General features: G+C 42.3%; 23 protein-coding genes. 13 read left to right on the top strand and 10 right to left on the bottom strand.

The features are described from left to right. The first annotated feature begins 271 nt into the window (after positions 1 to 271). Positions 272 to 811, top strand: coding sequence for a DUF4351 domain-containing protein (locus HC643_RS01240; protein ID WP_237265801.1), 540 nt, complete (start codon positions 272 to 274; stop codon positions 809 to 811). 179 nt (positions 812 to 990) lie between these two features. Here HC643_RS01240 and HC643_RS01235 read toward each other — a convergent pair whose 3' ends face one another. Then, positions 991 to 1,851, bottom strand: a complete 861-nt coding sequence (locus HC643_RS01235) for a hypothetical protein (protein WP_038080571.1) — start codon at positions 1,849 to 1,851, stop codon at positions 991 to 993. A 290-nt stretch (positions 1,852 to 2,141) separates the two neighbouring features. Here HC643_RS01235 and HC643_RS01230 point away from each other — a divergent pair, with 290 nt between their 5' ends. The 4 genes from HC643_RS01230 (at position 2,142) to HC643_RS01220 (ending at position 5,184) form a co-directional block, all read left to right on the top strand. Continuing rightward, entirely contained in the window at positions 2,142 to 2,831 is a 690-nt protein-coding gene (locus tag HC643_RS01230) for a VOC family protein (RefSeq protein WP_038080569.1), read from the top strand. Positions 2,832 to 2,877: 46 nt separating this feature from the next. Beyond that, on the top strand, positions 2,878 to 3,588 hold the full coding sequence (locus HC643_RS01225; RefSeq protein WP_038080567.1) for an SDR family NAD(P)-dependent oxidoreductase: 711 nt from the start codon (positions 2,878 to 2,880) through the stop codon (positions 3,586 to 3,588). A gap of 24 nt (positions 3,589 to 3,612) precedes the next feature. Then, positions 3,613 to 3,744, top strand: a complete 132-nt coding sequence (locus tag HC643_RS41935) for a hypothetical protein (protein ID WP_272899685.1) — start codon at positions 3,613 to 3,615, stop codon at positions 3,742 to 3,744. Between the two features lie 63 nt (positions 3,745 to 3,807). Continuing rightward, positions 3,808 to 5,184: a dihydrolipoyl dehydrogenase family protein gene (locus HC643_RS01220; protein WP_038080566.1), complete on the top strand. Its 1,377-nt coding sequence runs from the start codon at positions 3,808 to 3,810 to the stop codon at positions 5,182 to 5,184. Positions 5,185 to 5,615: 431 nt separating this feature from the next. Here the strand turns inward: HC643_RS01220 and HC643_RS01215 are convergent, their stop codons facing one another. Beyond that, complete coding sequence (locus tag HC643_RS01215) at positions 5,616 to 6,116, bottom strand: hypothetical protein (RefSeq protein WP_050045110.1); 501 nt, start codon at positions 6,114 to 6,116, stop codon at positions 5,616 to 5,618. A gap of 10 nt (positions 6,117 to 6,126) precedes the next feature. On the opposite strand from HC643_RS01215, the gene HC643_RS01210 reads away from it, so the two are divergent. After that, on the top strand, positions 6,127 to 6,582 hold the full coding sequence (locus HC643_RS01210; RefSeq protein WP_038080557.1) for a hypothetical protein: 456 nt from the start codon (positions 6,127 to 6,129) through the stop codon (positions 6,580 to 6,582). Positions 6,583 to 6,679: 97 nt separating this feature from the next. Here HC643_RS01210 and HC643_RS40695 read toward each other — a convergent pair whose 3' ends face one another. The 3 genes from HC643_RS40695 to HC643_RS01195 form a co-directional block, all read right to left on the bottom strand. Continuing rightward, positions 6,680 to 6,913 carry a hypothetical protein gene (locus HC643_RS40695; protein WP_038080556.1) on the bottom strand — a complete coding sequence of 78 codons (234 nt, stop codon included), beginning with the start codon at positions 6,911 to 6,913 and terminating at the stop codon, positions 6,680 to 6,682. A gap of 106 nt (positions 6,914 to 7,019) precedes the next feature. Next, the gene (locus HC643_RS01200) at positions 7,020 to 7,781 is read right to left on the bottom strand and encodes a hypothetical protein (protein ID WP_237265800.1); all 762 of its coding nucleotides are present in this window, start codon (positions 7,779 to 7,781) and stop codon (positions 7,020 to 7,022) included. 145 nt (positions 7,782 to 7,926) lie between these two features. Next, positions 7,927 to 8,751, bottom strand: a complete 825-nt coding sequence (locus HC643_RS01195; RefSeq protein ID WP_038080552.1) for a TrmH family RNA methyltransferase — start codon at positions 8,749 to 8,751, stop codon at positions 7,927 to 7,929. Positions 8,752 to 9,021: 270 nt separating this feature from the next. On the opposite strand from HC643_RS01195, the gene HC643_RS01190 reads away from it, so the two are divergent. From HC643_RS01190 to HC643_RS01180, 3 genes are all read left to right on the top strand, one after another. Then, a complete protein-coding gene (locus HC643_RS01190) occupies positions 9,022 to 10,254 on the top strand; it encodes an RNA-guided endonuclease InsQ/TnpB family protein (protein ID WP_038080550.1) in 1,233 nt (410 codons plus the stop codon). A gap of 40 nt (positions 10,255 to 10,294) precedes the next feature. Then, positions 10,295 to 10,486: a hypothetical protein gene (locus HC643_RS01185; RefSeq protein ID WP_038080548.1), complete on the top strand. Its 192-nt coding sequence runs from the start codon at positions 10,295 to 10,297 to the stop codon at positions 10,484 to 10,486. Between the two features lie 76 nt (positions 10,487 to 10,562). Then, positions 10,563 to 10,904 carry a hypothetical protein gene (locus HC643_RS01180; protein WP_050045109.1) on the top strand — a complete coding sequence of 114 codons (342 nt, stop codon included), beginning with the start codon at positions 10,563 to 10,565 and terminating at the stop codon, positions 10,902 to 10,904. Positions 10,905 to 11,013: 109 nt separating this feature from the next. Here the strand turns inward: HC643_RS01180 and HC643_RS01175 are convergent, their stop codons facing one another. Together HC643_RS01175 and HC643_RS01170 are read right to left on the bottom strand one after the other, a co-directional pair. Beyond that, positions 11,014 to 12,138: an alpha/beta fold hydrolase gene (locus tag HC643_RS01175; protein WP_038080544.1), complete on the bottom strand. Its 1,125-nt coding sequence runs from the start codon at positions 12,136 to 12,138 to the stop codon at positions 11,014 to 11,016. A gap of 128 nt (positions 12,139 to 12,266) precedes the next feature. After that, the gene (locus HC643_RS01170; RefSeq protein WP_038080542.1) at positions 12,267 to 13,061 is read right to left on the bottom strand and encodes an SDR family oxidoreductase; all 795 of its coding nucleotides are present in this window, start codon (positions 13,059 to 13,061) and stop codon (positions 12,267 to 12,269) included. Between the two features lie 442 nt (positions 13,062 to 13,503). Between HC643_RS01170 and HC643_RS01165 the strand changes: the two genes are divergently transcribed. Next, entirely contained in the window at positions 13,504 to 14,040 is a 537-nt protein-coding gene (locus tag HC643_RS01165; protein WP_038080540.1) for a pentapeptide repeat-containing protein, read from the top strand. 36 nt (positions 14,041 to 14,076) lie between these two features. Here HC643_RS01165 and HC643_RS01160 read toward each other — a convergent pair whose 3' ends face one another. Beyond that, a complete protein-coding gene (locus tag HC643_RS01160; protein WP_038080538.1) occupies positions 14,077 to 14,790 on the bottom strand; it encodes a rhomboid family intramembrane serine protease in 714 nt (237 codons plus the stop codon). Positions 14,791 to 14,898: 108 nt separating this feature from the next. On the opposite strand from HC643_RS01160, the gene HC643_RS01155 reads away from it, so the two are divergent. Continuing rightward, complete coding sequence (locus HC643_RS01155) at positions 14,899 to 17,019, top strand: serine/threonine-protein kinase (protein WP_038080536.1); 2,121 nt, start codon at positions 14,899 to 14,901, stop codon at positions 17,017 to 17,019. A 52-nt stretch (positions 17,020 to 17,071) separates the two neighbouring features. Here the strand turns inward: HC643_RS01155 and HC643_RS01150 are convergent, their stop codons facing one another. Both HC643_RS01150 and HC643_RS01145 read right to left on the bottom strand, forming a co-directional pair. Then, positions 17,072 to 18,874, bottom strand: a complete 1,803-nt coding sequence (locus HC643_RS01150) for a protein kinase domain-containing protein (RefSeq protein WP_038080534.1) — start codon at positions 18,872 to 18,874, stop codon at positions 17,072 to 17,074. Positions 18,875 to 19,226: 352 nt separating this feature from the next. Continuing rightward, on the bottom strand, positions 19,227 to 20,756 hold the full coding sequence (locus HC643_RS01145) for a YcjF family protein (protein ID WP_038080531.1): 1,530 nt from the start codon (positions 20,754 to 20,756) through the stop codon (positions 19,227 to 19,229). A 206-nt stretch (positions 20,757 to 20,962) separates the two neighbouring features. Between HC643_RS01145 and HC643_RS01140 the strand changes: the two genes are divergently transcribed. Then, positions 20,963 to 22,660, top strand: a complete 1,698-nt coding sequence (locus tag HC643_RS01140; protein ID WP_038080529.1) for a sensor histidine kinase — start codon at positions 20,963 to 20,965, stop codon at positions 22,658 to 22,660. A gap of 185 nt (positions 22,661 to 22,845) precedes the next feature. Next, entirely contained in the window at positions 22,846 to 26,214 is a 3,369-nt protein-coding gene (locus HC643_RS01135) for a two-partner secretion domain-containing protein (RefSeq protein WP_050045107.1), read from the top strand. The last annotated feature ends 147 nt before the right edge of the window (positions 26,215 to 26,361 follow it).

The following is a 26,361-nucleotide window of genomic DNA, read 5'->3' as shown; positions in this document are numbered from 1 at the left end:
CGGCGCGATAAAACCAATGTATGTTGAGTTTTGTAAAAACCTTAGAACGACGTATTCATAGGCTCTTTGTTGATTTTATATGTCGTTACATAGTTTGATTTTTTAACGCTGACTTACTTACACTTATAATTACCGCGCCGCCGAACTTTATGAGAAATTTGTTGTTAGTTTGGCGGTTTTAGGTGACACTATTCCTACATGGCGACCTAACCGCTATGCTAAATCTGTTTTAGATTGCTCATTGAGTTTCACATTTCCCTCTGTCAAGCTTATGGATTACGAACAGAGTTGGCATGAGTTAGAATCCAATAGTAATCCATTTGCCATCATTACGATGGCACATCTAAAAACTAAAGCAACCACGAGTAATTTGACTCAAAGGGAAGAATGGAAATGGCATTTAATTTGCGGACTTTATGAGCAGGGTTTGACAAAACAGCAAATTGTTAAGCTCTTTGACATAATTGATACAATGATGACGCTGCCCGAACAGCTACAAAAAAGATTAGTTGCCAAAATCAATCGTTTTGAGGAGGAAAGGAAAATGGCTTTGGTGAGCCCAACTGTACAACTTGCTAGGGAAGAAGGTAGGGAAGAAGGTAGGGAAGAAGGCGAAATAATAGGTGAGCAGAAAGTCATTATACGACAACTCAATCGTCGTCTTGGTGAGATTGAAGCCCCATTCATTGAGCAAATTTGTAAATTACCTGTTGCACAGTTAGAAGAATTAGCAGAAGCATTACTGGATTTTTCGACTGTTGCTGATTTAGAACAATGGTTACGAGATAGATCTAATCCTGTAGAAGCCTAAAAAAGTTAATAATCTGATACTAGGGGAGTCATGAGTATTTTGTTTCTTTTCTCCCCTATTACTTGGGTTTATAGGAATTTCAATTCAAAAATGCAATTGTTCTGGAGATATCTAACAAACTACTTATTGTTTTTTCACGTAATGTTATTACTCCTCAAGTGCTCGCATTCCATCAGTTGTTAGCAGCGGGCTGGGGATTCGTAGTAATTACTAATGGGTTGCTGCCACAGCAAGCGCTTTAAATCTGACGAAAATACTCGCAGAAGCAAAAAAGGCGCACTAAAGTTATCGACAGGTAAAATCTGCAGCAACACAACGCAGTTAGAGAGTTGGGCAGAGCGAACCACCCAATGTTTCTGGGACGACATCAAAGACGAATTGACTGGCACTCCCCCAACACAGTCGCTGGGAAAAGGAATGGGCAGTTGATTATCCTGCTGGTTCTCCATGAACTTTGTGAAGCCATCTATGCGATCGGTTTTAGCTAACGAGACATTTGCTGTTGCTGGAATAACTTGCACCAACATAGAAATTGCTTTATAACTTTCAGCTTCTATGTGCGGGCTGGGAACGGCTCCTCCCGCGTATTGGGTTCTGCCATCAATGCGTATCCAAAGGTTTTGTGTTGAAGCTTGCTGGGCTGCTTCAACATTAATGGATAGTCCCTGATAATGGTTATAGTCAAAGATGGCAGGCAAGCCCAATAGCATATTGAACCAAGTCGAGGTGTGGACTGTTTCACCAGTTTCAGTATTCAGTGCTAGGATGCAAAATTGACTACCCAATCCTTCTATCAGCCAAACATTTTGCCCCACTACTGCCAGAGGTACTCCCGGAGTTGGCACAGTCCACAGCAGTTTGCCAGACTGCAATTCTCGTTTGGCTATGCCTCGATCGATGGTCTGATGGAACAGAGAAACTTCATCTGCATCTACCGCTACCCCAGGAAAAAGTAGGGGGACTGCTGCCGATGCATCTGGCGATTTTTGATTTGTCAGCTGTTTTCCACGCAAGCGACGCCTCCATGAGAGAAAATTCATGTTGTAATCAAAATGTTTGGACAAGGGGATAAGTACACTTTAATCTTAAGTGTAGGCAGAAAAGGCAGAATACGAAAAAGCATTATCAGGATTGAAAAATAGTAAATACGACTTTGACCATCAACGTGTTGATATTGCTTGTGGCTCACTTAGGGTAGCCTGCTTCAAGCAAAGAACAATTAAATCGCGTTTTAACTCAAATAACTTGAGTGGTTTATATTGGGCGATTAAAGAAGAATGAAAAGTAATCAATTTGAACATCAAATCCATCAACAATAAAGGAGATCGAAATGAGTAGCAATCGCTTAAGCAGTCAAAACATGAAACTCGAAGTCGTGGTATTCAGCGTTTCCGACGTTGACCGTGCGAAGGCATTCTACGAGAATCTCGGCTGGCGGTTCGACATCGACGTGGTGGAGGGCGACTTCCGTGGCGTGCAGATGACGCCCCACAACTCGGAAGCCTCGATTATCTTCGGCAAAGGAGTGACTCCGAACAATATTGGCTCGGCGCACAACCTGGTTCTAGCCGTGGACGACCTCGACGCCGCCCGCGAAGACTTGATCGCTCGTGGTGTCAACGTGAGCGAGATTTTCCACTACGCTGGCGGACCCTTTAACAACGCTGTTGAGAACCCGCGAGTCGGCGGACGCGACCCGCAAGGTCGTTCTTATTTCTCATTTGCCTCGTTTGAAGATCCAGAAGGGAATCTCTGGTTGCTCCAGGAGATCGAGGAACGACTTCCCGGTCGCGAGTGGGAGTTGACGCAAGCACGAGACATGGACGTTGCAACCTTTGCAACTCTTCTCCGCGAGACGGCAGAGCACCACGATCGCTACGAGAAGGTTCACTCCGAGCATCACTGGTGGGATTGGTACACACCTTATCTAAAGGCACGTCAAAATGGCAGCAGTCCAGAAGAAGCTGACGCAGCTGCTGACCGTTACATGGAAGAGGTTTTTTCTGTTCTTTCCAAATGATGAGGTCAGAATTGCAACACCCTCAAAAGCATAAAGGAGTTTTACTATGAGCACTGAACAGAAAGTTGTTGTGATTACCGGGGCATCGCAAGGCATCGGCGCAGCCCTCGTCAAGGCGTACCGCGATCGCAATTATCGGGTGGTGGCGACCTCGCGCTCAATCGAGCCATCGAATGATGATGAAGTCCTAGTGATACCTGGTGACATCGCCGAGCGAAAAACCGCCGAGCGTGCCATTTCCGAAGGCGTGGCTCGATTCGGGCGCATCGATACCCTCATCAACAACGCTGGCATCTTCATCTCCAAGCCATTTACCCAATACACCGAAGCTGACTACGCAGCGTACTTGGGCACCAACATCGCTGGTTTCTTTCACATGACGCAATTCGCCATCGCCGAAATGGAGAAGCAGGGCAGCGGTCATATCGTGCAGATCTCGACGAGCTTGGTTGACAACCCGATCGCTGGCGTACCGTCCGTGCTTGCGTCGCTGACAAAGGGCGGACTAAATGCTGCGACCAAATCGCTAGCGATCGAGTATGCCAAGCGCAGTATCCGGGTGAACGCAGTGGCGCTGGGTACTATCAAGACGCCAATGCATCCTGTCGAAACCCACGTACAGCTCGATGCCCTGCACCCGATCGGTCATATGGGCGAGATTTCCGATGTTGTCGATGCGGTTCTCTACCTCGAGTCAGCTAACTTCGTGACGGGTGAAATCCTTCATGTCGATGGGGGACAGAGCGCAGGACACTAACTTGCATTCCGGAGTACTGACTCAATGGCAGTGGTAAACTCAGAATTACGAGTACATGGAATTGAGGACTCACAAGTTCTCAATTCCTCCATCATAAATGCTGAGGACAAGCAATACAAACGCACCAACGATCGCAATCGGCGACCTTCTCACTGATTTAATTAAAGCTAGTCATACTCGACAAACTGCAATAAGTAGTAGCTATTAACAGAGGTAACCATGGAAACAGCAGATGTAATTGTGATTGGAAGCGGTCAGGGCGGAGTTCCACTTGCGGTTGACTTTGCCAAAGCAGGTCGAAATGTCGTTCTATTTGAGCGCGATGCATTGGGCGGCAGTTGCATAAACTATGGCTGTACTCCTTCTAAAGCCTTTTTAGCAGCTGCCCATGCCGCAGGTCGCGCTCGACAAGCGGCAAAGCTAGGCATACACGCGCAGGTTGAAGTTAATTTTTCTACTGTGATGGAGCGTGTGCGTAGTATTCGCAGCCAGTTTAACCAGGGTACTAAGCGCCGATTAGAGAGTGCAGGGGTTAGAGTTGTTTGCGCTGAAGCCGCTTTCACCGGAGAACGAACTGTGAGCGGAGGAGGTGTAACCGTGCAGGCTCCGCTCGTGGTCATCAACACGGGAACATCCTCTACTATTCCTGACATTCCTGGTTTAGCTGGAACGCCTTATCTCACCAACCGAAATTTCTTTGATTTGCAGCAAATTCCCCCACGATTGCTCGTAGTCGGCGGTGGCTATATTGCCCTAGAGTTAGGGCAAGGAATGGCACGTTTAGGGAGCCAAACCACATTGATTGTGCGGGGCGATCGCTTGCTGGCTCAAGAAGAATCCGATGTCAGTGCTGTGCTTGCCGATGCCTTTAAGCAAGACGGAATTGGACTGCATTTCAATGTGACTGTTCGGCAGGTTGCTTATACCAATGGTGTGTTTACCCTAACGCTGAATAATGGTGAAGTACTTAATGGGGAAGCATTGCTGATTGCGACTGGGCGCAAACCGAATACTCAGGCATTAAATACCGCAGTGACAGGCGTTGAATTAGATGCACAAGGGTTTGTTAAAATCGACGAGCGGTTTCAAACAACTCATTCTGGAATTTATGCGATCGGAGACGTTGCCAAGCAGCCTGCTTTTACCCATGTTTCTTGGGAAGACTATCGTCGATTGAAAGCCATTCTGTGTGGCGAACACCGGACACGCAACGATCGAGTGTTAGGCTATGCCGTTTACACAGAGCCGCAAGTGGGTCGGGTAGGGATGACGCTAGACCAGGCTCAAAAACAGGGAATTACCGCCCGCGAAGTCACCCTGCCGATGGCTTACATCGCCCGTAGCATTGAATGGGGGCACGATCTGGGTTTCTACCGCATGGTTATCGACACACACACAAATTTGATTTTAGGAGCAACGTTGGTTGGGTACGAAACGGCGGAACTCGTGCATGTCTTTTTGTCACTTATGGAAGCTAAAGCAACTTGGCAGGTACTCGAACAATCGGTTCACATTCACCCAACTTACGGTGAGGCATTGCCCAGTCTTGCAAGACTACTTGTTGGAGATGATATGCCAACTTGTCCTAATATGTAAGAAAAGAGCAATCAATAACTACCGTTTTGAAGATGGCGATTGTTCTGTGATATCCGGAAAGGTATCTAAGAAGATGTTTGAAAAGTGGTTAGCTGTCATTTTCATCACATTACTACCCCCCTTAGTTCCCTTTGGGAAAGGGTATTCATCCACTCGGCGCATTCGTTCTAGGCGGGAGTGAATATAACGGGACGGCATTTAAGGCTGGTTGGAGATGTCAATTTGATAGTAACTGACTGTAGTCTAAAGCAATGACTTGATTAGGTGCTAGCACGTCGCCCACAGTCACGACTTCCAAGGTCTCCACCACTTCTGGGTACTGAGTGCGTATCATCGCAACAGCATCCTCCAAATTGGCTGCTTGAGCTATGTATAAGTAAATGACCCAAAATGGTATTACTTCTGCATCATTAGTTAGACAGTATTCAGTTTTATCTGAGGGACAGTTGAGCTAAATTTGTGGCAACTTTTCCTACCCAAAAACTATCAACTTCCATTCTTCCTTTTGATAAAAACATCTTCTTTTTTACCAGATAATTTTCATAATTAAGCCTAATTTGGTATGTACCAGATTTGAAGTTATATAATTCCCAAACACCTCCATAAAATGCTTTACCTGAAAGCGTAAGGCAGTCTTTGCTGTACCAACTGAATTGGGCATTCACTAAAAATTCCAAATTCTGTCCGGGTGTAATCAGCGGAATATCTGATTCTTCAGTTTCAGTACTAGTATTCCGATTTACGCCTTCTACTTTCATTAGCCGTCCATGTGAATCTGAAAGTTCTGGTAGAAACCGCTGCAACTCAAAACGATAAGGAATTGACGTTTGATTGGTAATCCGAACTCCAAACTGAACAGGAGTTTCGTCTCCATGCTTAGGAAGGTGTATCATTCGTTCGGGGACTAAAGTTTCAAATCGAATTCCATTCACTTCAACGGCATTGTTATGGTCTTCAACTCCAACGTCAATACGTCTTTACCAAAATGAACCTACCACAAATTTTAGCAAGTTAGTAGGATTAATTGCCACATCTACAATTGAAGCAGTCTTTGACCCTTATTTAGATAACAAAGGTTTGAGCCACATTTTAACACTAGCAACACTTGGAGTCTCTGTTTCACAAAATGTACGCCTGCTTACCTCAAGCAAAGTGGGTAATAGATTAACTAAGCCTTATATTCAATCATGGTTTAAAGAGCTAAACTCTTTAGGAGAAATCCGGCAATTAAAATCTGATAAAGAACACCGTCGTTTCATGCTTTTAAGTGGTGGGCAAAGTCTTATCATAGGGTTATCTCTGAATGACCTATCAAAAAATGAAGCGGCTCACTTGGAATCTGATACACAAGATTCGATGTTTTTTAATTCTGAATGGAACACTGCTTCAACGATTTAAATATGCAGATGTTGGTATAAGCAACCCAAAGTGCTCGCTAAGCCCTTGTGTGCAGCCATAGCCAAACTACTCCACGCCTGAGCGCTCGCCCTATACGCTATTCCAATAACTCTAACTGCACTGACTCCGGTTCTGGTTCTGACTGTTGGGTTTTTTTACCCCGCCGTCCACCAGTTTTGGGTGTGTATTTCTTAGCAGTTTTGGTTTGGTTTTGGAGTAAGGCACGTTCTGCGCGAATGCATTCTAGCAGGACAGATGCAGGTTCGTCATTGGGGTCTTCGGGAACGAGTTCGCCACGAAAGGCGGCGGCTAGCACTGATTGACGGAACATTCTGACAGTATAAGTACGTAAGCCGATGTTTCATCATAGACTGAGTGGAGAGCTATCCTGTTGAACCTGTTAATTGTGTCTAGAGACTTTTGCATAAATGCCCCAGTTAAATTTTGTGCTCCATAAATAAATGGATGTTGAAAAGGCAATGAGAAACATCTTCTTTGTTGGTATAGTTTTGATGAATTGGAATCTCCTGTAAAAATTTCAAAATCAGGATAAGTCGGTAACGCTTGCCGTAACGTTCGCTTTTTGATTCTATGTCAACACGTAAAATCTCTGAAAATGGATATTCAACGAGCTTGCGATCGCGTAAACCTTTGCGTTCTATCACAACTTTATTTAGACTCTTGTAGAAAGTACAGTTTTCAACAGGAGATGTGATTAAGAACATTCCAATTGTCATTAGCACTAGAATGAATAGAAAATATAAAGAGTAATCATGCCACTGGTTTTGCCTAACTGAGAAGTCTGTTTGCTGAGAGCTAATAAAACTATTTATTTGGGAAGCAACTTGCTGATTTTGTTCGTAGTTGTGAGTAGGTGACTGAATCTCAAATTCTCCCTGTGGGCTTGAAATAACGACCTGATACCTGCTTCCTCCCCGACTGCCACTTTTGGTTCTAATATTTGCTATTTGAGGATCGAAAATACGTTGTTTTTTTGTACCTCCCAGTATTCTAAATTGCTTTAATTCACAATTGATTTGGTTGGATGAGAAGCGATGACAGTTGAAACTAGCCGAAACAGGCGTAACAAACAGTCCGGAAATCACAAAAACCAAGCTAAAAGCAAAAATTAACCCACCTTGCCACCACTTTCCCAGAGGTCGGTGCCGCATGACAAGCCTGGTACTCGTTTGCGCCATTATTTTCATGAGGAATTTGCATACGAACGAAGATGTGTATCTTCAGTGTTCCCTCAGTTTCTATCCAAATCATCAAAGGGTTTCTCGCATCCCCTCCAGCGAGAACAGATACGAGATACCCTTTCTATAAGAAAATACTGTGGTTCTAGATATTGAAAACTTTTGACCTATAAACCTCATACATGAGGAGGCTACCTGCTACAGCGAGATTGAGAGAGTCAGCAGTCCCTACGATTGGAATCCGTATAAGATGCTGACACAAATCTCTCTGTTGTTGGGTTAAACCTTGACGTTCCTCACCTAAGAACAGAACAGTCGAACCAGGATAATCAAATTGATGAAAGTCAATTGTTCCGTCTGGTGAAGCACCAATGACATGACAGGAGTGGCGATTTATCCACTCAGTCAGTGTAGAAAATCCGGTGCGTATAAACTTCTGACGGAAGAGTGCGCCCATAGATGCTCGAATAACATCCGGATCGAATGGATCGACTCTCCCACCAATAAATATGAATCCAGCACCACCTATAGCCTCAGAAGTACGAATTAAGGTTCCTAAGTTTCCCGGCGAGCGCACAGTTTCAATAGCTACCCAGCACAAACCAGTTTGTGGAGAAACATCATGCAACTTGAACCAGCGCTGACGCAAGATCGCCGCAACACCTGAAGCACGTTCGGTATGAGAGATTTGTCGAAATTGTTCTGGTGTGATGGAGACGCTGTTCGCGCCTTTGCGCCGAGTTTGGCGAACTAGCTTTCGTGCAATAGGTGCTGTCAGCAGTTTCTCACTAAACAGGATTGTAGATACATCAAAGCCATTGTCAATTGCTTGCACAAAATTCCGTACACCTTCGATGAAAAACAATCCAGAGGCATCACGATATTTGCGGTCAAATTGAAGCTTTTTAACTTCGGCTAACGCAGCCTCAACGTCGAGCCGACGGTGACCGGAACATTTAGCGCCGGTCATCCTCCTTTTGGGAAGCCATCTCGCTTCCTACAACTAAAATTCTAAAATGCATGACGAGTAGCGGACAAAATACCGCAGAATTTGTTTTTGGTAAAATGTATTATACCATAGGTTAGATCCTGTTTTCACTCTGGTTCAAAATTCTCCTTGCGAAAGATTTAGCTTCCCCAGAGAGCTTTTATCAGAAATTTGGGTTTAAAACCTCGCCCTTCTAGGGCGACTTTATGCAAAACATAGTAGCATAAAGATGGAGTTGGTTAGGTCGAGCCGATGATAATCTACGAGTTTAAGGTCGAAGGGAAAGACAGGCAGTATAGGGCGATAAACGACGCTATTCGTACTAGTCAGTTCATTCAAAACAAATGTCTCAGACATTGGATGGATAACAAGGACAAGAAAGTAGATAAATATGCTTTGAATAAGCATTGTGCTGTTCTTGCTGCTGAGTTTTCTTTTGCCGACGAACTTAACTCAATGGCGAGACAATCTGCGGCAGAACGGGCATGGTCGGCGATCGCTCGGTTTTATGATAACTGCAAAAAGAAAGTTAAAGGAAAGAAGGGTTTTCCAAAGTTCAAGAAACATTGCCGTTCTGTTGAATATAAAACATCAGGATGGAAACTTTCTGATACCCGCAAAGCTATAACTTTCTCTGACAAGAAAGGAATAGGAACCTTAAAATTAAAGGGAACTTATGACCTTAACTACTATGAGCTCAAACAAATTAAGCGAGTCCGATTAGTGCGTCGTGCTGACGGGTACTATGCTCAATTTGCCATCGATGTTGACCTAAAAGTTGAGACTCAACCGACAGGTCAAATAGTAGGTATTGACTTGGGATTGAAGTACTTCATTGCTGATAACAAAGGCAATGTAGAACAATCTCCCCAGTTTTATCGCCAGTCTGAAAAACAGTTGAACCGTGCTAACCGCAAAAAATCCAAGAAGTACGACCCCAAAAAGAAAAAAGCGAAACAGACACAATCAACCAACTACCACAAAGCTAGAAATCGATATGCCCGTAAACATTTAAGAGTAAGTAGGCAACGAAAAGAGTATTGCAAGAAATTAGCATACTCCGTCATCCAATCTAACGATTTGGTAGCCTATGAAGACTTGAATGTGAAAGGCTTGGTACGTAATCGTCATCTGGCTAAGTCAATATCTGACGCTGGCTGGTCAACTTTCCGGTCATGGTTAGAGTATTTTGGTCACAAATGTGGGAAGGTTACAGTTGCCGTACCTCCCCATAACACAAGCCAGAATTGCTCTAATTGTGGTGAGAAGGTGAAGAAGTCTCTATCCACTAGAACCCATGTTTGTCCACATTGCGGTTTTGTGGAAGATAGAGACGTGAACGCAGCCATCAATATCCTTAAATTGGGACTCAGTACCGTGGGGCACATGGGAACTTACGCTTGGGGAGATTTGCCCTCTTGGGCGATTGGTGCAAACCTGTCGTCTAACGGCGAGTCAATGAACCAAGAATCTCCGACCCTTTAGGGCGGAGAGTGTCAAAGACCATGCTTCTGTCTGCCACAACATGACTCATACTCTCGTTCACGCAGTTGTTGGTATCCGCAATTACATACTTGTAATTTTTTACACTGAAGCTGACTGTTGGCAGTTTCGAGTTATTAGCTCTGGCGGTGTCGTCTTTGGCGAACGCAAGCTCTACTTTGCTCCTGAAGCCGCAGAAAAGGCTGCACGCGAGTGGATAATGACAGGGAATTAGATGCTTGGAAGCGTTGGCATTCCACTTGCTATTGTATTTTTGAGAAAATGCAATCGCAGGGCAAAGGAAATAAACCATGAATCCCATGAAAGTGATGGACTGGCAGACCAAGCAGTTATCAGAATTACCTCGTGCTGGCGAGGGTAACTGGTCAAGCTGGCTGCAGGAAAACGGTTATGAATTAATTAATAGAGAAGCATTGGGTTACACGGAAATCGAACTTTACGAAAACCCGAGTCATGGAGTTTTTGCTATATATCATCCCATGTATGCAGGCTTGGATACTGAAAGCCTCTATGTCAACATCGCTTCAGAAGAAGATGCTCGGCAGCTGATGAATGTTGCACAACAGTTAGTTGCAGGTATGGGCACAATGTTCAACATTCTTGGGGATGAGGAAGATGAAGACGAGGATTGAATTATTAAAAGTTAAATCCCCGATTTCTTAACGAAGTCGGGGATTTAGACGCAGTTAATTGTCAAAGATCGAGTAGGATTGCTACGTGACAAGTGTGAGGTTAAAAAACTCATTTAAGAAATGAGATTGTCTCAGCTATAAAGCGATCGCGACCTCGTTCTGGTCTGTCTAGTAACAAAAAATGACCGCTGTTAGGAATGACAACAGTTTTGACGCTAGGAGCATTCACTAACTCTGCTTTCAAAGTTGTGATATCTTCCGGTCTTGACCAATGGTCTTGTTCGCCCCGAATTAACAGAGTGGGAACGCGAATATCTGAAGCATTCCAATATTTTTGACCGCGTGAGAGGTTGTAGCTTTCCAAACGGTACCCCCCAGGAATTCTTGCACTTGGAGGTTGACGCATTCCACTCGTGGGATCGCTTGCTAGAGTGATTTGTTGATAGGCTTGTGCAACTGCAGGGACACGCCACAAACTTTTGTCCGCCATTGGAATCGATTCTGTCCAATTTGCTATAAGTCCATCGGCTGTTACCAATCGGTAAGCACCAGCATCCCGCTCAAACTCTCCCGGACGGTCGGAATTCTCAAAGTTTTTGCGATATTCCCAAGGTGCATTTACCGCATACAGACTGTTCAGCAGTACCAAATGGCTTACCTTATCGTTATTGCGGCTGGTATACATACCTGCCCAATGTCCTCCTGTTGCCCAACCAACAAGTGCAACAGAACGAGCTTGATTGCGGGCAATTATCCAATCCACGACTGCATTAATGTCTTGAACTGCTTCCTCGGAAGTCACGGCTGGTGGATTGGCTTTGGGAGGAGCATTCAGGGCTGGAGGACGGGTCGATCGTTCCCACCCTCGAACATTCATCACATAAACCCGATGTCCTGCTTTAGCGAATTTTTCAGCCAGAGAGTAGCCCGGTACATTCACATCAAAGGTTGCAAGACCGCCTCCACCGCCTCCATGAATCAACAAGATGGGAGTACCAGCGTTAGCGGAATTGTTATTAAATCCCACCTCTCGCACAAAAATGCGAATTCCCAGAGCACTAGTGACAAATAGATCTTTACGTATGACTCGAGCCTGAGATGCAGAAATTGAGTTAAGTTTTGATGGTTGAGAGTTGGCGTTTTGTGCTCGAGTTTGACTGCTTGGCATCGTGAACGTGCTTGATAGCAGTACAATTGCAAGTAAACAATTCTGGGGAAGGGGTGACAATTTCATTTACCTTCTCCTATGGCTTAGCAGTTGTGTTAAATTTCTATTGAATCTGTTTCTGGAATGATAACCGTTAGAAAAGATAACTGAACCTCTCTCAGGTAAGAACCCGAAGGATCTCTCCTGCTGTTAGCTTAAGGTTGTATTCGACGTACAATTTTTGACAATAAATTTGGAAAAAGTCGTTTGAGATACACTCCGGCGATTTCTTTTCCACCAATATAAATTTCTTCTTTATTTAATTGAATGGCTTTAACTATTGCTTTGGCACATTGAGAAGCGGGTAATCCTTCTGCTTGGTTTTTGTCCATGATATTATATTTATCTCCCGTTTCTGTTAATGCGTTAAGGGAGACATTGGTTTGAATATAGCCGGGACAGATGAGCGTAACTTGTATGTTTTCTTGCCAAACTTCCGCTCTTAAAGAATCAAAATAACCATGCAATGCGTGTTTGGAAGCAGCATATGTGGAACGAAAAGGGGTACCAAATTTGCCAACAAGACTGCTGATAGCAATAATATGTCCCGATTGTCTGGCTATCATTCCTGGTAAAATATATTTTGTTAAAGCGATCGCAGAAAAGAAATTGACTTCCATAATTTCTCTTTCAATCTCTATGCTGGTTTTGCTAGCAAGAGAGCGCTGGCTGATTCCTCCATTATTAATAAGAATATCAACCCGACCAAAAAAGCTTTCGGCTTGTTCCGCAGATGATTTCCATGTTTCTGCTTTAGTTAAATCAAGAGGAAGAACTTTATAATTATCGGATTCTCCGGGACAATGATTCTTAACTCTATGTAATTCCCGTTCTCTGCGGGACGACAAAATAATTTTAGCTCCTTGTCGTGCTATTTCATAAGTAAGTGCTTCTCCTATGCCTGAAGAAGCACCAGTTATCCATACAACTTTGTCTAATAACTGTGTCATATTCTCAATCAAATGCCTACAATTTTACCATGATTTCTTTGTTGTCTCTATCTATATGTAGAGACCATAGCAATCCTAAATCATTCATGCAAATTTTTAAGTCCTGTAGGATGGGCAATCTCCACTTACTTTTTTCAAAATTTCAATAGGATTGCCACATTTATAACTTTAGATAGACATATTTTAGGGGCTATTTTTGGTACTTTAGAACAATTGCAGTTATATGGCAATCCTAAATTATTTGTAAAAAATTTGGATTGCTAATAGCTAATAGCTAATGGCTAATGGTCAAAAAGCAATTAGCAGTCTTCACTCTTATTTTTGTATTTCATTTTGGACTGCTATATATTCAAAAAAAGGTTTCATTTTTCTAAATAAAGACTTACAGTAATAGTCTTTTAGAAAATCAGTCGTTGTGAGTCATTTGAGTTAGGTAAGAGTCATGAAAGCAACAGAACTCCTCTCACAATATGTAGCAGGTGTTAGAGATTTTACACAAGCCGAACTAAGTGAGGTAAATCTCGCAGGAGCCGATCTCAGTGAAGTTATTTTGGATGGGGCTTTACTTGATGGAGCAAATCTCAATGGAGCAAATCTCAGCCAAGCCAGTCTGACAAATGCAGATCTCAATGGAGCGAATTTAGCTCAGGCAAATTTGAGTGGAGCCGACTTAAGTGGAGCCATTTTAGATGGAGCTATTTTAGATGGAGCCATTCTAGATAATGCTAACTTAAGTCAGTCTGACTTGACTGTTGCTAACCTAATAACTGCAACTCTCAACGAGGCTAACTTGCATGAAGCAAATTTAATGGCTGCAAATTTGGAGCAAGCAAACTTGAGTGGAGCAGATCTAGTTGTTGCTGACTTAACAGATGCGAATTTGAGTCAAGCGGAACTGCAAGATGCGAATTTGAATGGAGCTAATTTGGAAAGAGCTAATTTAGAAGGTACGCTTTTAGATTCAGAACAACCAGAATGAATAAGCAAATTGCCCTCAGAGTAACATGGTGGAGTTTCATTTGTGTTTCTTGGATAAGAATTTCATAAAAACTGCACCGATAACTATTCCCACACCATGAGCCCAGTAACCAAGACTAAAGGGATTAACACCACCTGGAATATTTAAACTGCCAATACCATAAGACAATTGCTGCACAAACCACCAAAATAGGAAGAAAAAAGCTGGTAGTTGTATGGGGATAAAGATAATCAATAAAGGTAAAACCGTGTCAATTTTTGTTTGGGGAAATTTCAGAACATAAGCTCCTAAAATAGCTGCAATAGCCCCATTTGCGCCAATCAACGGTATTGTTAAGCTAGGTTCAACTAAAACTTGTAAAAGCCCAGTCAAAAGACCGGAAAGCAAGTAAAGTAACAAGAACCACCCATATCCCAGAATACTTTCAATGGTTCTACCGAAAACCCATAGAAATATTAAATTACCTAAAATTTGACTAAAACTTCCGTGCAGGAACATTCCGCTCACCAGACAAGTCGCACGCATCAGAACCACTAACCAAGCGGCCAGATTGCCAGAAAGCCCTGCTGCGATCGCATCACTTATCCGTGCTGGTACTATACTCCAAGTATTGACAAAAGCGCCGAGTTCACCGCTTAACTCTAGTTTCAGTTCCCACAAAAACAAAGCAAGATGAATGCCAATCAGCACATAAATAATGACTGGCTTTCGGCGCGTGAAAAAGAAAACGTTATCACCAATAGGAATCATGCTGATTTTGGGTTAGTAGTTAGTAGTTAGTGGTTAGTAGTTAGTAGTTAGTGGTTAGCTGTGGCAATATTGGGATCGGAATCATCAGGATTAGGCTGGGTAAACCGAATGTTAGGAAGCACGCTTGTTGGAAGATACCAAATTATCAGTCACTTGGGAGGAGGTGGATTTGGCGAAACTTTTATCGCTAGTGATACCCATTTACCCGGCTCTCCGCAATGTGTTGTTAAAAAACTTAAACCTCAAGCGAATGACCCTGTTACTTTAGAAACAGCAAGACGTTTATTTGATACGGAAGCTCAAGTTTTATTTAGATTGGGAACTCATGACAGCATTCCCCAACTTTTAGCTTACTTTGAGGAGAACGAGGAATTCTATCTCGTACAGGAGTTTATTGAAGGGTCAAATCTCAGCTGTGAAATCGTACCCGAAAAACCTCTCTCTCAAGATAGCGTTATTGCTCTTTTAGAAGAAATTTTGATAATCTTAGACTTTGTTCACCAACAAAAGGTTATTCACCGCGATGTCAATCCTCATAATATCCTCAGACGGCGTTCTGATGGAAAGTTAATCCTTATCGATTTTGGTGCTGTTAAACAAATCGCCACGCAATTTGTTAGCCCCGATCGCCACACAAAATTTACTGTTGCTATTGGAACTCCTGGCTATATTCCTAGCGAGCAAGCGCAGGGAAATCCCAAATTTAGCAGCGATATTTATGCTGTTGGAATTTTGGGTATTCAAGCATTGACTGGATTGTCTCCTGAAGAATTGGAAAAAGACGCAGAGACTTGCGAAATTATATGGCGCGAAAGGGTTTCAGTGAATGAGGATTTAGCGCAAGTTTTAGATAAAATGGTGCGCTATGACTTTCGACAGCGCTTTTCTTCAGCTTCTGTTGCTTTGCAAGCCCTGAAAGAATTAAAAAAATCTCAGTCTCAAACTGTGGCATTGAGTCCGCCTTCTATAAATAAACAAAATATAAAAACTCAGAGCAAAACTAGTAGCAAATCTGGCAAAAATATATTTATAAAAATTTTAGCTGCTATCACTTTAATAGGTACGGGTACAGCAGGTTCTATTTATGTTGTCAATGCGATTAATTCAACAAATGCAACGGAATTGTATCAGCAAGCCAATACACTTTACGATCTGCAACGTTATAAGGATGCGCTCTCAACCTATGACAGAGCATTAGAACTCAGACCGGATTATGCTAAAGCATGGAACGGTCAAGGGAAAACATTATATGAATTGAAAAAATATCAGGAGGCGTTGGCTGCTTATGATAAAGCCATCCAACTACAGCCCGATCATCTGGAAGCTTGGCGCGGTCGGGGCTTTGCTTTAAATCAATTGCAAAGATACCAAGAATCTGTTTCTTCCTTGGATAAAGCTTTGTTATTCAATAAGAATCAGCCGGAAATTTGGAATAAAAAAGGAGAGGTTTTAACAAAAATCAAACAATACGACCAGGCTATTGACTCTTATAATAAAGCTATTGAATTAAGACAGGACTATTATGAGGCTTGGTATAATAAGGCGCTAGTTCTCAATAATTTGAGACGTTATGATGAAGCACTTGTGGCTTATGATAAAGTGACAGAATTAAAACCTGCTTACGATCGCGCTTGGTACAGTCGCGGTAATGTCTTGGTCAATCTACGACGCTATCAAGATGCAATTTCATCTTATGAGAAAGCAGTACAATACAAACCAAATGATTATTTGACTTGGCTATCTAGAGGAAATTTACTCAACAGTTTGCAACGATATCAAGAAGCTGTAGACTCTTTTGAGGAAGTCATTAAATATAATCCCAGTAACTATCAAGCCTGGTATGGACGGGCTTGGGCGTTTCATCAAATGCAACGTTATGAAGAAGCAGTGATCTCTTATGATAAAGCTGTTCAATTCAAACGCGGAAACTATCAAGCTTGGTACGGGCGCGGAAATTCATTGTATAACTTGAAAAAATATCAAGATGCGATCGCGTCTTACAATCGAGCCATCAGTCAAGAACCGAATCATTACGAACCTTGGTATAGCAAAGGTAATGCTTTGTTGAACTTGAAACTCTATCAAGATGCCATTTCAGCATACAACAAAGCGCTTAAACTTAAGCCGGATTATCAACCAGCAATCGATGCTCGCGATCGAGCACGGGAACAGTTATTATTACCAAGTCAAGACACTGTAGAAACGCCCAACAGTCCGCCTCCACAGTAGAGAAAAACCATGAGTTCTCTCTACTGTGTCTAAAGTTTTTTTTAACCATTGACTATCTTATATTGACTTCATGCAACTCATTATCCAGATCGAGATTTTGTAAACTTGTTGCGGAACTACTATCTGTAAAGGGCTGAACCATATCTAAAGAAGTATTCGTTAACTTTGAGGAAGCTAGTTTTTGACCTTCAGCTTGTGTACGTTGCTTTTGCGTGTACTCAAGTAATTTAACTTGAGCTGTAGCATAGACGGGCGTATCTTTGGGAACCTGTTGGAGAAATTGAACAGCCCCTAGAAAATCGCGTTCTGAAGCTTTGTTATAAGCTTTTTGTAATAAATAAGAAGCTCTCACCTCTTTCTTCCGATTGTACTCAGCTAACTTCTGTTGAACGAGTGCTCCTTCAGAAGATTCTTCAGGAATTTGGCGGAGATAGTTTAGTGCAGTGTTAAAGTCTTTTAATGTTGCCTTTTCATAAGCTTTAGAAAGTAAATTTTTTGTTTGTTCTTCGATGCGTGATTGGGCTTGCTCGACTAAATTGTCAGTTTTTGATTGCCAATAAATATTATCAGGCATTTTAGAGGCAGCGCGAAGAACTTCAGCCCAACGACCTTCTTGAAAGGCTTTTTCAGCTATTTTGTACTGTTCGTCAGCTGTCTGCCATTGTTTTTCCCATTCATCAATACTACTTTGTGCTTCAGGATAAACATTACTATTTGAGGGAATTGACTTAGCTAAAGCAATAGCTTCTTGCAAGTCACCAGATTGAAATTGCTCGGTTGCTTTGTATAAAGTTTCTGTTTCTGAATATGCAGGAGTGTTGTAAATAATCGAATAAACACCAAAACCCATTACCAAAGAATTAGCTGCTAATCCCACCTTCATCCCCGTTAAAAGTGGAGACGATTTCGCTGAAGAAGGGCTGCTGTCGGTACTGACTCTTGGATGAGTGTTGTCATCTGTATCTGAAACACTATACTTTACATCTACGACTGTCTGCGAGTCCCAAGTGTCACTTGGCATTTGCTGAAGTGCTCGCAAGACTTCATTGGCAGATTGATAGCGGTTTTTGTGGTTGTGGCGAACCATTTGGCTGATTACTGCAGCTAGGTAATCACTCACCGGGGTAGTGCTAGAACGCCAAACAATCTCTTGAGTGGTGGGATCGACCTTCAACTGTAGGGGTGTTTGTCCTGTCAGAGCTTGTATAGCAATCATACCCAAAGCATAAATGTCACTATTGGGCTGCGTCTGACCGATAAATTGCTCCGGTGGTATGTATCCCAACGAAGTGACAGGTATCCGATAAATGGGCAAAACTGTATCTGAGCCAAAATCAATAGGCTGAATCGATCCAAAATCGATCAGCATTAGCTTACCATCACAAGCACGTCTGATTAAATTTTCTGGTTTGACATCACAGTGTATGACACCATGAGAGTGAACAAAATCCAGAATCCTCAAAACTTCTTGTAAAAACTCAGCAACCTCACTCTCATTCCACAGATAGCCCAATTCTGGTGTAATGGGTAGTTCTGCTGCGACTGAGTGACCTTCAACAAACTCCTGTACCAAATAGAAACGTTCGTTCTCCTCAAAACAGCCCAGGAGTTCGGGAATTTGGTTGTGATGTCCGAGATTTTTTAGTGTTTCGGTTTCTGTCAGAAACCGCAGTCTTAGAATTTGTAAGTAACTAGGTTGTGTACTAGTAACCTTGAGTTGTTTAACGACGCATTTAGGGTTTTCTGGATTTTCGATATCTACAGCAACGTATGTTTCACCAAATACCCCAGCCCCCAAGCTCTGGACAACTTGGTAACGTCCTTGTAGTACCTTGCCTATCATATAGTTTGTCATTAGCTAGCTACTGAGTCACTGCTTATATAGGTTTTCTATTTTTGCCCCCTGTTTCCGGAATGCCCTGTAAATAAATGAACAATGTAATGTCCTTATTTAACAATAACATATAGTATAGTTATTTTTACGGAGAAAATTAGAAAAAACAGTGTTGAGTATTACTTAGATAAAAACAAGTAGAGTTAATAATAAAGGAAAAGAACAAAAATTTAGAGTATAAAAAGAATAATAGCGTGTTTATAGTTTTCGTGAGTTCTTTCCCCTAGGGCAGTCTTTAGCGAGATATTGAGTAGTGCGATCGCACTGTTCAATCGATGAGAAACGTTTGGTCAAGAACGAGTAGTCCCCCCTATCACGGCTCGCTTTCTTCTTGTAACGGTTTAACAACTCGTGAGATCGCTTCTTGAATAAATGACTTCATAAATTCATCCCGACGGTTCAGTTGGAACTGACGCTGCACAACTTCAGTTATACCGCCATCGCCCCAATCTTGGTCATTGCGAAAATACTCAATAAAACTTTTCCCCGCAATTCGCGTCAGATAGGCAGCTGTTACGCCTTGAATGGCTCTACCAATAATAAAAGTCCCAATATTTGTTTGTAATGCCACAGAAAGTAACTGCAGCGCTCCTTTAACGATTCCCAAACTAGCAAGAGTTTTCCCCAAAGACAGCGCCAATTCCTTTGCACGCTCCAAATTTAAATCGCAACCGTAAACTCTCCCAATTTCCACCACCATTTGGGCATTCACAGCAGCTGTTGCAAGCAAATCTACCACTGGTATTGGTGTCACGGAAACCACACCAGCAACAATCCATTGAAATCGCTCAACTATTTTATTAGCTTGGCGGCGACGTTGAGCATCGATAATTTTTCTTGCTTCTTCACCCAAGCGCAAAGATTGCAGGAGGATATTATCAGCCACCAAATCTTCACCCTCTGCTCGCAAAATTGCTGCCATTCGCTTGAGTAATGGTAAGATTTCGGGTTCTGGTTGAAAGAGACCGCCTTCTTCTAACTCCACCACTTGAGGATTGGCTGAAATTGCCACAACATCACTGGGTGCAATAAATCCGCGCACTCGTTCGCGCAAACGTGCCAAAATAACTTCTTTATCTTCGTCTGTATAAAGATCGACTTTATTTAAGACAACAAGCGATCGCTTACCAATTTCTGCCAGAGATCGCAACGGTTCGTATTCGGAACGCCGAATATCATTATCTACAACAAATAAGAGTAAATTTGCTTCCGTTGCTAGTTCTCGTGCAAGCTGTTCCCGTTCAGTTCCCGCCACACCTGCTTCTAAAATCCCTGGTGTATCCGTAATTAAAATTTTGCGTTCTAATCCCTTTAATCTCAAACAGTAAGTTTCTCCAACTTGAGTGGTTCCCATGGGCGCATCAACCTTACCAACCACGCGTCCCAAAATTGCATTCACTAAAGAGGTTTTTCCAGCACTCCCCGTACCAAATACCACCACTTGAATCTCACCACGAGCAAGATTCGCTTCAATTTCTCGCGATTTGCTAAGTAAAGCTTGACGGGTGACTTCATCTTGAACTTGCTCCAACTGCTGTCGCACAGCTTGTAAAGTGGAAGAAGCTGCTTCGGGTCTGGCGTCTGGAACTTGGATATTTGCTTGCTGTCTGCGCTTGCGGCGTTGACGCTGCTCTCCTGCCTGAATCACTAATATATAGTAAACAAATCCACCAATTAAGGCTGCTATACAAATAACGACTAAGATCGACAGTAAGTTACCCAGCAGGGGAGAACTCCAAGATAATTGCCAGTAAAGCTGAATAAGAGAATTAATCAACCATAGGCTGAGTCCCAGGATAACGATCAGACCAACAATCAACGCGATCGCACGGGATAGAGGCATACTGTTTGAGGGTTGTGAATACGTATTCTAATGCTTCAATCTTAATAGTTTGAGGATGGTTTCCGTATTTTTTACCAAGATATAGGAATGGTGATTTGCTAAACTATCAAATATTTTGTATAAAATTTAGCGTATAGCCCTTACGGACTAGTTCCTCGTTTTTATTACTCTACTGGTTGCTAAAAAAAATTAATATCGAGTGCAGCATGACTTTGACACCTCAGGTAAGCTCTTCTAACTTCGTTAAACGAACATTCCACCGACTTAGTATTCGACAAAAAATTGTGATGGGTTATGGTCTGGCGTTGGGAATTGCTGTTTTGGGGACAATAGCAGGATTGGAAATCGGCAATCGCTACTATCAAAAAGCTAGGGCTCAAATGATGGTAGCAGATGAAGAAGGAGGATTGTTAAGTGAACTGCAAGGCGCTTTATTAGAAATCCAAAGCCACCAGCAAGAAATTGTGCCTATTTTGAAACAATCCCAGATTGTGCAAGCAAAAAATTCTGATTTATTGATTCATCTAACGGAAACAAAAAAGTTAATCGAGCGATTGCAAGAATTTAGTAAAACCCATTCTCAAAAGGATTTACAGGGTTTTCTAGAAAAGCACGAGATGACATTCACGGAGTATTTTCAACAGGTTCAACTTCTACTTCAAAAACTGAATTCTAATGCCAAATCTCAAGAAGAATCGGAAGCGCGATCGCTCATCTGGCAATTTTATCAACATCCAGATGTAATTCAATTTAATAAATTTACTCATGAATTAAAATTATTCACTCTATCAATTCAGGAGCGTCAAAAACAAGCAGATCTTGCCCAAAATCAGGTAGCGACACTGCAAGTTCAAATTATTATTGGCAGTATACTGTTATCTACAGCACTTGCTACAGCATTTGCGTTCTACACAAGTCGTACTATTGCTCGCCCGATCAAAGCAGTGACAGCAGTTGCCAAACAAGTCACTAAAGAAGCCAATTTTGATTTACAAGTACCTGTCATTACAGAAGATGAAGTTGGGGAATTAGCAATCTCTCTCAACCAACTTATTCAACAGGTTAAGAAACTTTTAGAAGAACAAAATGTGGAAACCCAAGCTCGACTGATTCAAAATGAAAAAATGTGTAGCTTGGGAAGAATGCTTGCAGGAGTTGCTCATGAGATTATCAATCCTGTTAATTTTATTTCTGGCAATCTTGTCCATGCAAAAAACTACACTCATGATATTCTCACTTTGTTACAAACTTACAAAACTGAAATACCGAATCCCCCCGTTTCCGTCCAAGCACTTGCTGAGGAGATAGATTTAGATTTTTTAGAAGTAGATTTACCAAAACTATTGACTTCTATAGAATTTGGTGCCGATCGAACCCGTGAAATTGCTCGAAGTTTAAAAGATTTTGCCCGATTGGATGAGGGAGAAATTCAATTTGTAGATATACACGCTTGTTTGAACAGCACGCTCTTAATTTTGCAAAATCGGTTAAAAAAAGGTATTAATATTGTACGTAACTACGGAGAAATTCCCAATGTTCCGGGTTATCCTGGGTTATTATATCAAGTGTTTATGAATTTATTATCTAATGCCGTTGATGCTTTAGAAGAAAAAAATGCAGACACTTCTCAAGTTATTCCCGAAATTACGATTACAACCGAACTTGGCGATTTAGACATGGTTGTTGTAAGGATTGGAGATAACGGTTCGGGTATTTCGTTAGAAAATCAGAGCAAAATATTTGAAACATTTTTTACGACAAAACCTCGAGGGATTGGCACTGGTTTGGGTTTAGCTATTACTTATCAGATTGTGGTGGAAAAACATAGTGGGAAAATCACTTGCAAGTCGGAGTTAGATAAAGGGACTGAGTTTACAGTCTTTCTCCCAATGAATTCCCAATAACTATTACGTAGAATTTAATGTCTATTTTAGCTTCTTTTTGTATGTGACAGATAGCGCAGAATACAAATTAAATTTAAAGATTTCAATTGCCAGTCAGTTTTCGCTAGACATGGCACGAAATTTTGCGTAAGTTAAATGTAAGGAGAAATACATTTCAATACATCCTCCCAGTTCAACTAATATCCATGCATCTCCAAAATAACTACTTAGAAGATCTTAACCATCTCAATTTAAGAAGACAAAACTGGCTTCAGTTGTTACTATTTTGTAGTGCTATAGTAATGGTGAGCACACCCATCCGCGCTCAAATGACTCCAGATAATACCTTAGGAGCGGAAAGTTCAGTCGTTAAATCTAATATTATCATTAATGGAGTGAACGGCGATCGTATTGAAGGTGGTGCTAGGCGGGGAGGCAATCTCTTTCACAGCTTCAGTCAATTCAATATTAATGATGATCAAAGAGTGTACTTTGCGAACCCTAGCGGGGTGGAGAATATCCTCACGAGAGTTACGGGCGGACAAGTATCGAATATTTTTGGGACTTTGGGAACCGAAGGCAGTGCCAATCTCTTCTTACTTAACCCCAATGGAATTGTGTTCGGTTCCAATGCTCGGTTGGATATTGGTGGTTCGTTTGTAGCGACAACAGCAAACGCAGTTCGCTTTGGAGGAATAGGAAACTTCAGCGCTACCAAGCCCGAAGTTCCACCTGTGTTAACTATCAACCCCGATGCATTGCTCTTTAACCAGATAAGCGCGGGTGCGATCGTCAATAACTCCGTTGCACCTTCCGAATTAGATCCATCTTCTAGTTTTATTGCTCGGGGTTTGCGAGTCCCAGATGGCAAGAGTTTGTTGTTGGTAGGCGGTGAGATCCAAATGGATGGTGGCAGTTTATATGCTTTTGGCGGGCGAGTGGAGCTAGGTGGCTTGGCAGGTGTAGGGACAGTGGAATTGAAGGTCGATGGTCAGAATCTAAGTTTGAATTTTCCCAATGGTGTAGAAAGAAGTGATGTTTTCCTGAGCAATGGATCTGTAGTGGATGCGATCGCAGGCGATGGTGGAAGTATCGCGATAAATGCTCGGAATTTAGAAATGAGAAGCAGAAGTGGCTTATACGCAGGCATAGCGAGAGGCATAGGTTCTGATAGCAGTCAGTCAGGAAATATCGATATTCATGCAACTGTCGCTATCAATCTTAACAATATTAGTTCGATTATTAATGCTGTACAACCAGAAGCAAAAGGACACGGAGGTAATGTCAATATTAGGACTAGCAACTTGCTGGTTCAGGGTGGGTCACAAATAGGTGCTGGTACATTTGGTATAGGCAAGGGGGGATCGTTGATTGTTAATGCTCAAGACATACAAATTATTGGTACAGGCGGCACAACAGGTAGAGGTAGCGGCTTATTTAGTTTCTCAGAACAAAATTCAACAGGGAATGCAGGTTCTTTGACCATAAAAACTGATTCCTTGCTTGTTAAAGATGTGGCAGTAGTGAGTGCTGCTACATTTGGTGCGGGTAAGGGGGGTTCTTTAACTATTGATGCTCAAAACATACAACTAATTGGTATAAGTAGTGGCTTATTTGCTTCCTCAGAACTAAACTCAACAGGGGATGCAGGTTCTTTGACCATAAAAACTGATTCCTTACTTGTCAAAGATGGGGCACAAATCAGTACTGGTACATTAGGTGCAGGTAAGGGTGGTTTTTTAATTATTGATGCTCAAGATGTGCAGTTGAGTGGTAGAAGCGGAAATCCTCAATTTCTCAGTAGTTTAACTACTGCCTCATCCTCAACAGGAGATGCAGGTTCTTTGACCATAAAAACTGATTCCTTACTTGTCAAAGATGGGGCAGTCATATTTACTGGTACATTTGGTGCGGGTAAGGGGGGTTCTTTAACTATTGATGCTAAAGACGTGCAACTAATTGGTACAAGCAGTAATCGTCGATTCGCTAGTGGCTTGTTAACCTCCTCTGTATCAACAGGGGATGCAGGTTCTTTGACCATAAAAACTGATTCATTGCTCATCAACAATGGGGCAGAAGTGAGTGCTAGTACATTTGGTGCAGGTAAGGGAGGTTCTTTAACTATTGATGCTCAAAACATACAATTGATTGATGGTGATATATCTGCCACTTCACAGCGAAACTCAACAGGGGATGCAGGTTCTTTGACCATAAAAACTGACTCCTTGCTTGCTAAAGATGGAGCACAAGTAAGTACTGGTACATTTGGTGCGGGTAAGGGGGGTTCTTTAACTATTGATGCTAAAAACGTGCAACTAATTGGGACAAGCACTGATGGTAAGTTTGGTAGTGGCTTGTATGCTTCTACAATACCAAACTCAACAGGGGATGCTGGAGATTTGATACTGAAAACTGAGTCCTTGCTTCTTTTAGATGGGGCACAAGTATTAACTGCTACATTTGGTGCAGGTAAGGGGGGTTCTTTAACTATTGATGCCTCCAATATAGTAGAAGTTGTTGGCACCTCTTTTAACGATATCTTGAGTAGTGCGATCGCAACATCTACAAATAGTTCTGGTGATGCAGGTAATGTAAATTTGAACGCCAGACGCTTAATTGTTCGTGACGGTGGTTCTCTGGCAGCAGAGACATCACAGACAAGTACCGGAAGTAGTGGTAATCTGGTCATTAATGTTAAAGATGCTGTAGAAGTGACAGGAATTTCCAACACAAATGAGCGCCTAAGTTCTCTGTCCGTTCGCAGTCGGGGTCAGGGACAGGCGGGAAATCTAACCGTAAACTCACCCCGCATTAGCGTAAAAGACAGGGGTGAGATTAACGCAGAGTCTTTTACGGCTGATGGTGGAAACATTACGCTCAACACCGATTTGCTGCTACTGCGTCGCGGCGGTACGGTTTCTGCAACTGCAGGTATTAACCAAGGTAAAGGCAATGGTGGCAATATTACAATTAATGCAAACAACGGCTTTATCGTTGCTGTTGCAGAAGAAAACAGTGACATTAGTGCTAATGCCTTTGAAGGTCGTGGAGGAAACATAAATATCATCACGAATGGTATTTATGGGTTACAGTACCGCCCTTCTCTCACTCAGTTAAGTGATATTAACGTTAGTTCCCAGTTTGGAATCAACGGGACGGTGCAAATCAACACACCTGACATCGACCCTAGTGGTAATTTAGTTGAACTGCCAGTCAATTTAGTAGATGCCACACAGCGAGTTTCGACTGGTTGCAATCGAGGAGGGAGACAAAGAAAGAATTCATTTACTGCTACCGGACGTGGAGGATTACCACCTTCTCCTATAGAACCATTAACGGAAGACTCCGTACTTGCTCAATGGGTGATACCTCTATCTTATGTGGGAACGACTGAAGCCGTAAATAGGACCAGTTTAGAAGCAAGCGGCACTGCCACAACACATTTATCAACTCAAATTGTGGAAGCCTCTAATTGGGTAATAGATCGCAATGGCGATATTGTTTTAGTCGCAGGAGCACCTGGGACGGTACTTTACAATTCTACTTCTCTCAATGCATCTTGCTCTGTTTTCTAAACCCTCAAATCGACACAATATAGATCAATACGGTTCAGTTAACAATATCTAATCCTTGAAGAGCCCCACTTCCCCAATCGAAAGAGGAACTTTATTCCCCCCTTTTCAAGCTACGGTGTACACACAAGTCTTCTAAACTTGTGCCGC

It is taken from the genome of Tolypothrix bouteillei VB521301, from assembly GCF_000760695.4.
Classification (GTDB): domain Bacteria; phylum Cyanobacteriota; class Cyanobacteriia; order Cyanobacteriales; family Nostocaceae; genus Scytonema; species Scytonema bouteillei_A.
Note: the sequence above shows the minus strand (reverse complement) of the source record. Positions and strands in the feature narration are given on the sequence as shown.